This is a genomic window from Paenibacillus sp. 01T422 (assembly GCF_056398785.1).
Map to the genome: position 1 here is coordinate 1 of NZ_JBFTQB010000208.1, position 8092 is coordinate 8092.

Here is an 8092-nt window from a genome sequence, read left to right on the forward strand (position 1 = left end):
ACAAAATAATCAATGGTATCGCACTCACAAGGTGCCACAACAATTCCTCTTACTTGTATAAAGGACCGAAGGCGTTACAAGCTCTGAAATCCGCACCTTCAGGATCGGACGTTCCGAAATTGCTCCAAACACGCGGGCGGAATACTTGCTCTTTGGCCACGTTATGCATCGAAACTGGAATTCTCAAAATCGCCGCCAATGTGATCAAATCTGCGCCAATGTGGCCGTAACTGATTGAACCGTGGTTCGAACCCCAGTTATCCATGACCGAATACACATCCGTGAATGAGCCTTCCCCTGTCAAAATAGGAGCAAACCAGGTTGTCGGCCATGTTGAATCCGTGCGATCATCTAATGTCTTGTGAACATCCTCAGGCAGATCTACCGAGTAGCCTTCCGCCAATTGCAAGACAGGTCCTAAGCCCTTCACAAGGTTAATTCGAGACATCGTTACAGGCATTCCGCCTTTCGTAAGAAAGTCTGTCGAGTACCCTCCACCGCGGAAATATTCGACGGACGCCGGGCGCCAGGATGTCGCTTYCAGACATTTGCCTACTTCTTCATCGGTGATTTCCCAATAAGGTTTCATTACAGGTTGACCCTCACGTGTCATCTCACCCGTACCGTCGAGCGCTGCGGGGCCTGAGTTGATTAAGTGAAGAATGCCGTCTTTTGCTGCGCCGCTTAAAGTATGCCCAGTTACCCGTTTAACTGAATCGGCACTCCAATATGTTCTTACATCTGCAAAAATTTGCGCGGTATTCGTCAACAGGTTGCCGAACAGCATCGCAACTCCATTGAGGCTATCGTTTTCCGTAGCCACCAAAAAAGGCGCGCGTTTGCCGTTCCAGTCAAAGGACGTGTTCAAGATAGCTTCCATGAAGTCGCCGTTCGGGAAGTGATCTGTCCAGTGACGTTGACCCTGGAAACCAGAAAGGATCGCGTTGTGACCAAGCGCTTCTTCTCCAAATTCAAGATCATTCAGACGCGGATTGCCTATCATTAAATCCCTGACAATCAGGGACATTTTCACAACCGTCTCCCAATTTTGGTCTTTTCTTTCGCGGGTCGTTTGGATGGCCGCTGGATTGTTATCCGGTCCTTCTGCGCAATTCTCTTTGACCCAGTTCAGCGCCAATTGGTACTCTTCCGGATCGAAAATTTCTTCGTTAATACGGCGGACCAGCTCTGACATATCGACATATTCATTACGCATGCCAAGGTAATTCTGGAATAGCTCTTCATTCACGATCGAACCCGCAATCCCCATGGAAACAGAGCCAATCGACAAATACGATTTGCCCTTCATGTAAGCGGATGCAAGGCCAGCCTTAGAGAAACGAATCAATTTCTCCTGAACGTCCTGCGGAATATCCATCGTACCAGCATCCTGCACATCTTTCCCGTAAATACCGAAAGCAGGAATTCCTTTTTGCGCATGACCGGACAAAACAGCTGCCAAATAAACCGCGCCTGGACGCTCTGTACCGTTAAAGCCCCAAATCGCTTTCGGTGTGGATGGGTCCATATCCATTGTTTCTGTTCCGTAGCACCAACAAGGAGTCACTGTAATGGACACGCCAACGCCGGATTTCGTGAATTTGTTTGCTGCTGCCGCCGCTTCTGCCACCCCGCCAATGCAAGTGTCTGCAATGATACACTCAACAGGTTCGCCGTTTGGATATTTCAAAGTTTCACTCAATAGTGCGGCAACGGCTTTGGCCTGGTTCATCGTTTGCTCTTCAAGAGATTCACGAATCCCTTTTCTTCTGCCGTCAATGGTTGGTCTGATTCCGATCTTAGGGAATTCCTGATTCCATCTGTGGTTACTGTTTGCCATTTTGTTATCCTCCTCGGTATTGGTTATATCGACTCATGTCGTCCTGACATACGTAAAATTTAGAGTTATCGATAATTCAAATTACGAGCTAATAACACCTTTCTTCAAAATAACATTGGCATAAAGAGCTTTCTCGCTTGTTGCTACAATGGCATAGGCTTGCTTAGCTCTTTCATAAAAGGCAAACCGTTCTACATATTCAATCTCAGGTTTCATGTGCTTTCGAATCAATTCTTCGTACACGCCCCAGATCGGTGTTTCTACGGTATCACCTGGGACAACGGCCATTAAAGCTACCGGCTGTTCACTGTAAGAATCCAGTGGGAACAGCGATAAAACCGCTTCCAACAATTCCGGTACGCCATGTCCGTCGCAGCGAAGCAGGCGATTCGTATGACTTGCTGCCGGAAAATTCCCATCCGCTAGTATAATTTCATCGCCATGACCCATCTCCATCAGCACCTTCAATAACTCAGGTGACAATATGGAAGGTATTCCTTTTAGCATATTCAATTCCTCCTCTAAAAATATGTGTTATCGATAACTCAAAATTATCAACTTTAAGTCTTGCTGTCAATCTTTAGTTTCTATACAATAGACAAATACATGAATGAAAAGGTGACGCTACTTGATTACAATTTATGATATCGCTGAAAAAGCCGGTGTTTCGGCCATGACCGTTTCCCGAGTTATCAATAACACGGGCCGCATCAGCGAGGCCACGCGCAAGCGCGTGAAGAAGGTCATGGAAGAACTCCACTATATTCCGAACTCAATGGCTCGCAGCCTCGTACTCCAAAAGACTAAGATTCTCTCACTGCTCATAACCGATATTATGAATCCGTTCTATACGACAATTGCTCGTGGAGCTGAGGATGCAGCACTACGAGCGGGTTACCGCCTGCTGTTCGCGAATAGCGATGAAGACTACGCGAAGGAGAAAGGCTACGTCGATATGATGTTATCTACCCGCGTGGATGGCGTCCTGTTCGCTCCGACTGGGGATTACTCGCTTGAGAACTTGCTGCAGCTGCAGAAACACAATATTCCTTTCGTCGTACTCGACCGTGAAATCCCAGGGATTGAAGCGGATCTCGTACTCGGGGATAGCAAAGAAGGCGCAAGAAAGCTYGTGGAACACTTAATCGAGCTAGGGCATCGCCGAATCGCTATGATTAACGGTTCCCCGGATGTCTCTACCGCCCGTTTGAGATATACAGGATATCGCGAAGCCCATCTGCTCAGCGGCCTCGCTGTAGAGGATTCGCTCGTGATTCATCGGAACTTTCGCGATTTTCAAGATGAATCTGCGCTGGATGCTTTGATCCATCACGAGAATCCGCCTACCGCTATTTTTGCAGCCAACAACATGCTGGCAATAGGCGCTATCCAAGCCCTGAGAAAGCGCGGCCTGCAGGTTCCCAGCGATCTATCGCTCGTTTGTTTCGACGACTTCGGCCACACAGACGTCTTAAATCCTTTCTTAACCGTAGCGTCGCAGCCTGCCTACCAATTCGGTGCGCTAGGCATGCAGCTGCTCATTGAGCGCATTGAAGGCGAGGCAACGCAGGAGCACCGGAAGATGATTCTGCCTTCGGAGCTGCTCATTCGTGCGTCTACGCAAGCTTTGACATAGAAGACAACGATGTCTGTCATCGTTATAGATGCAGCAGGCTCCGCGTGGCTATTTGGGAACTAGGGGCCGCTATTTCGCCGAAAAGGCGCATAATCCACCTGCAAGCAGAACTACGATCCGTTATTCTTGCCAATTCCTCCCCAATACGGGCTATTGACGACAAATAAGACCCCTTAGTTCCGCACAGAGAGGAAACAGCTCGTTTTCCTCCGAATAGAGGATTCCAGTTCCCACTATTAGCGTCTAAGCGGACTTCTTGTTAGTTTTTCAGAATTTCTAGTTGGCAAGTGGGACGGAATGTAGCTTGATCATGAATAGTTTGGTGGAAGGGTGCATTGGTCAACGATTCACGAGCTTGACAGGAGCCTATTCGCAGCGCTATATTGCGAATAAACGAGTTGTCAAAGGAGATCACATGAATCCTAACGTTGAACAAGCCCTACAAACGACTATCAACAACTGGAACGCCATGTCGGCCTCGCGAAACGATGAACAGGAAGCAGTCGCTGACCAATTCCAGTCCTCTTTTTACGTATTCATCGATGTTTTCCGTGAATGGGTCCAAAAGTTAGATCCACGACCGCAATCCATCGATGAGCTGATGGACATGGAGATGGTGCAGGACATTCTGGACATGCTCCCCGCACCGCTCCACCTCAACTTCGAGACCGAAGCCGAGTTGATCATGGATAATGTTCTCCGAGTTGACGAGGATACGTATGATTAAACACAAAAAGGACTGATCAGATTATTCCTGATCAGTCCTTCTTCCTCTATACCGTTTTATCTACAAAAGCAACTTGATTCTGCTCTGCAAACTTCTTCAATTTGCCCGCCATTGCCGCAATATCAAAACGATTCAACGTTCTGTTATAAACCCAGCGTGGGGACTTGCCTTTTAGGTGAATAACCACTTGCCCAGGCGCATATACGATCTCATTAATGTTATCCGCGTTAAGCACAAGCTCTCTGGCAAAACCACGCTTCGACAGACTCGTCTTACTCACCTTCAAATAAGGCCGGCGAATGAAATAAACGAACAAACCTACAACCAAATATGCGCAGGTTGTATACCAATACATTTTGTCCCCGCTCGTTTTAGTCAAGGTCAACAATAGAAAGACGGAAATCAGGACGAAAAACAATGCTAACAGAATGCTTCTGCCCTTAAATACTTCTGCCCGGTCAGGGTCTGTAGAAATAGGGGCAATCCCTCTTTTGGACCTATCCTTATTTATTTTCTTAGCATTTTTACTAACCATTCGTTCCCACTTGCGAGACATTCATTTCACTCCTTGGTTTTCTGCGTTCTGGACTCCCTGTCACTACCACTGTTACTGTCATTTCAACAATCGATTCAATAGGCCTTCGTACCATTTCCATGGCAAAAAACTTCTTGCCCACAGCCCCATCTGCACACCTCGACCTAGCGGGTATCGAAGCCTAGCCCCCGGCTTGTCCACCAGCCCCGCGATTGCGTCTGCGACCTCCTGCGGATCGGGTGCGGTCATGGACGTTTTCCGCGAATACGCCAGCACTCTGCTGAGCTGCTGCCAATATGGCGATGTTTCCGTCGTATGAATAGCCGCGAAACCTTTTCGCCAAATCTCCGTGCGGTAAGCTCCCGGTTCAACAAGATGTACACGAATGCCAAACGGCAGCATTTCCAAACGAAGAGATTCGCTAAAGCCCTCGATCGCGAACTTGGATGTACTGTAAGGTGCGTACCCAGGAAAGGCGGATAACCCGCTCACACTGCTCACATTGATGATACAGCCTGACTGGCTAGCGCGCATGAAAGGCAAAACGGCCTTGGTAGTCGCTATAACCCCAAACACATTCGTTTCCAGTTGGGATCGCCACGCTTCCATCGGAACATCTTCCACATACCCGCCAACAGCGAAACCGGCATTGTTAATCAGCACATCGATTCGTCCATACTTCTTCATGATAGCAGAAACAGCCTGCTCAATCGATGTCTGAATCGTTACATCTAGGTTCAAGGTGTCGATCGATGAGCTTACGCCTGCCTTTTCAGCTTGCTGCAGTAAAGAATCGCTCCTGCTCAAGTCCCGCATTGTCGCGATCACTTGATACCCTCTTTGAGCCAGCGCAATTGACGTTAACAAGCCGAATCCGCTAGATGCGCCTGTCACCAGTGCGATTCCACGCGTTATACTCATGGCCGCCACCCCCTCATCGCCCAATCACTACCCTACATAATCCCATACAAACCTCACAATGTCGATATGCAAAAGTAAAGCGAGAGCAATCATTCTCATACATGCCCATAACCCCGACTTTTTAATCCCCTCTACCTTTGAGGGAACTCCATTCAAACAGCAATTTGTAGCCCCCTATTTCAAGAAAAAAGAAGCCCACATCAGGGGCTCCCTCCTTCTTCACAATCATTCATTCACATTGGAGTTATACAAATTACCTCCGCCTGTACGGGTGTCATTCTGTGCAGTCGTCCCAGTAGCAGCGCTTGTCGCATACACCACATAGCCCGTTGAGCTATCCAAATTCACGGTATTATTGTTAAAAGCATTATTCGTACCTGTCGCATACGCCGTGCCATGGGTACGAACCTGGAACGCATCCACCACGTTGGAGTTGCCATTTCTGTACCCTTGATTATAACGTACGATTGTATTTACACCTTTGATATCGATAAAGCTGTCTGCACTGTTCTCCCCGCTTATGCCAGTCCCGTTGAACGTACAGTACTCGATAATCGTACCGCTGGCTCCTTCTTTAACATCGATATGCTCAGCCGTTATACCGCCGTCAAAATTCGTGTGCGAGATCACATTCCCAGTCACAACATGCTCATAATCCGAGCTGGAATCCGAACCTACATACGCCCCTTCACCGTATCCTGCTTGGTATTTGCCGGTATCATAGATCAAAGAATATTCCAGTGTGTTATTGGAGCTGCCATCACGGAAATGCACACCTTCATCTCCAACATAATGAACTTCAACATTGTTAAGCAGATTGCGGTTCCCGTTGTCAATGATGATTCCTTTTTGAGCATTGGTAATTTCGATATCGCGAATTTGCCAGTAATCACCTGTAAGGTGAATGGCATATGAGCCATCGTTCACATTCACACCTTTGAGAATCGCAGGATTCGCGGCATCGCAGCTTTTCAAGATAATCGGATTCGCAGATGTCCCGCTTTTACCCGAATAGAACAACCCCTGACCTCCTGGATCGCCGCTCGTCGATCGGTTACCAATGTAAGTACCAGGGGCAATAGAGATCACAGTCCCTGCTGTCGCATTCAGCATCGCATTCTGGATGGCTGCTGTTGTATTCAGTGCATTCGTACAGCCTGTCGGCGATGTCCCTGCATTGGTTGTCGCATTAATCGTACTGCTTTGCGTGGAGGCGTTCCCTGCGGCATCTTTCGCTTTGACATAATAGCTGTAAGTCGTCGAAGCCGTTAGGCCCGTATCGCTGGTCGAAGTGCCGCTCACGCTCTTCAGAAATGTGCCATTGCGGTACACATCATAGCCCGTAACTCCCACATTGTCGGTGGATGCGTTCCAACTTAAATTAATTTGCGAACTAGAAGCCGCAGATCCCGTCAAACCCGAAGGTGCACTAGGCGCCTGCGTATCCCCGCCTCCACCGCCACTGCCGCTAACGACAACAAGCTGAGGTTTATTAGTCGCATTTTCGCTACTGTTCAAGGTTGTGTACTTGCCGACACTTTCCTGGAGCGCGAAAGAAACGATACCATCCCCTGCAGCTTGCGCAGCGACATAAGAAGTCACATCAATTTCGTTATACGTATTCGTCGTATTGATCGAAACACTTCCAGCCGAGCTGCCAACAGCAGGCTTATTATTCCAGGTAAGCGCCGTCTGCGTCCAACTGTCAGCCGTTTGATAAGCAGATAGAACCGTAGATGACGACGCACTTCCATAAACACGCAATTTGGCGCTCGTCACACCCGTTAATCCACTTAGATTAAATTTGAGATACGAATAGCGAGATGCGCTCGCATCATTTTTGACATACAAGGAAGTTGCCGTCCCGTAATTGGAATCCCCATTACTTTGATGAACATAGGAGTCATCACTCGGTGAAAGCGTCGACGTTGCAGCACCTGCCAACGATGGCAGCGCCATCAACATCCAAGATGAAAGCAGAACCGCAGCCCAAGTCTTCCCTGCCTGTTTTCTTATTTTTTTAACCATTATCCATTCCTCCCATAAGTTCAAATCTTCTCCTCGTTGCCACTCTCCTCCTTTCCACACGTCCTCACCACCTTGGCAACGCTTACATTAAAGAGTATAAAAGATTGCCAGCTTGACATGTGTCCCTCTATTGTCTAGAAGTTGCACTGTGTTGCGGTATTTTCAAAGCTGCATTCGGTATGTCTTCGGGGTGATGCCAATAACCGTTTTAAAAACCCGACAAAAATAAGATCCATTCAAAAAACCGACCTCTTGCGCGATGAAAGCGGCCGTTTGGTTCGTCGTTTCAAGCAGTAAACAAGCTTCCTTTAGCCTGCGTGCCACGATAAATTCCGTGATGGAACTGCCCGTTGACTGCCGAAAAGTATGAGACAAATAGTAGGTGGATAGGTGTAAGTCCTCGGA

At 48.0% G+C, this 8092-nt stretch carries 8 protein-coding genes; 2 read left to right on the top strand and 6 right to left on the bottom strand.

Annotated elements, in window-relative coordinates; translation table 11 throughout:
* Window positions 1–49: 49 nt before the first annotated feature.
* Both AC1DUA_RS13825 and fucU read right to left on the bottom strand, forming a co-directional pair.
* Window positions 50–1840, bottom strand: coding sequence for an L-fucose isomerase (locus tag AC1DUA_RS13825; RefSeq protein ID WP_477500311.1), 1791 nt, complete (start codon window positions 1838–1840; stop codon window positions 50–52).
* A gap of 81 nt (window positions 1841–1921) precedes the next feature.
* Window positions 1922–2347 carry an L-fucose mutarotase gene (gene fucU, locus AC1DUA_RS13830; RefSeq protein ID WP_477500312.1) on the bottom strand — a complete coding sequence of 142 codons (426 nt, stop codon included), beginning with the start codon at window positions 2345–2347 and terminating at the stop codon, window positions 1922–1924.
* Between the two features lie 121 nt (window positions 2348–2468).
* On the opposite strand from fucU, the gene AC1DUA_RS13835 reads away from it, so the two are divergent.
* Both AC1DUA_RS13835 and AC1DUA_RS13840 read left to right on the top strand, forming a co-directional pair.
* Window positions 2469–3476, top strand: coding sequence for a LacI family DNA-binding transcriptional regulator (locus AC1DUA_RS13835; protein ID WP_477500313.1), 1008 nt, complete (start codon window positions 2469–2471; stop codon window positions 3474–3476).
* A gap of 310 nt (window positions 3477–3786) precedes the next feature.
* Window positions 3787–4203 carry a hypothetical protein gene (locus AC1DUA_RS13840; protein ID WP_477500314.1) on the top strand — a complete coding sequence of 139 codons (417 nt, stop codon included), beginning with the start codon at window positions 3787–3789 and terminating at the stop codon, window positions 4201–4203.
* 46 nt (window positions 4204–4249) lie between these two features.
* Here the strand turns inward: AC1DUA_RS13840 and AC1DUA_RS13845 are convergent, their stop codons facing one another.
* The 4 genes from AC1DUA_RS13845 to AC1DUA_RS13860 all read right to left on the bottom strand — a co-directional run.
* Complete coding sequence (locus tag AC1DUA_RS13845) at window positions 4250–4759, bottom strand: hypothetical protein (protein ID WP_477500315.1); 510 nt, start codon at window positions 4757–4759, stop codon at window positions 4250–4252.
* 57 nt (window positions 4760–4816) lie between these two features.
* Window positions 4817–5659 (bottom strand): SDR family oxidoreductase, encoded by an 843-nt coding sequence (locus AC1DUA_RS13850; RefSeq protein WP_477500316.1) that lies wholly within the window; start codon window positions 5657–5659, stop codon window positions 4817–4819.
* Between the two features lie 225 nt (window positions 5660–5884).
* Window positions 5885–7687 carry a CBM96 family carbohydrate-binding protein gene (locus AC1DUA_RS13855; RefSeq protein WP_477500317.1) on the bottom strand — a complete coding sequence of 601 codons (1803 nt, stop codon included), beginning with the start codon at window positions 7685–7687 and terminating at the stop codon, window positions 5885–5887.
* 162 nt (window positions 7688–7849) lie between these two features.
* Window positions 7850–8092 (bottom strand): helix-turn-helix domain-containing protein (locus AC1DUA_RS13860; protein ID WP_477500318.1); only part of this gene is annotated, 243 nt, incomplete at its 5' end.

Bases quoted from the DNA above. Each gene is read 5' to 3' on its own strand.
- AC1DUA_RS13840 (WP_477500314.1), top strand. From the start codon at position 3,787: ATGAATAGTTTGGTGGAAGGGTGCATTGGTCAACGATTCACGAGCTTG.
- fucU (WP_477500312.1), bottom strand. From the start codon at position 2,347: ATGCTAAAAGGAATACCTTCCATATTGTCACCTGAGTTATTGAAGGTG.
- AC1DUA_RS13845 (WP_477500315.1), bottom strand. From the start codon at position 4,759: ATGTCTCGCAAGTGGGAACGAATGGTTAGTAAAAATGCTAAGAAAATA.
- AC1DUA_RS13855 (WP_477500317.1), bottom strand. From the start codon at position 7,687: ATGGTTAAAAAAATAAGAAAACAGGCAGGGAAGACTTGGGCTGCGGTT.
- AC1DUA_RS13850 (WP_477500316.1), bottom strand. From the start codon at position 5,659: ATGAGTATAACGCGTGGAATCGCACTGGTGACAGGCGCATCTAGCGGA.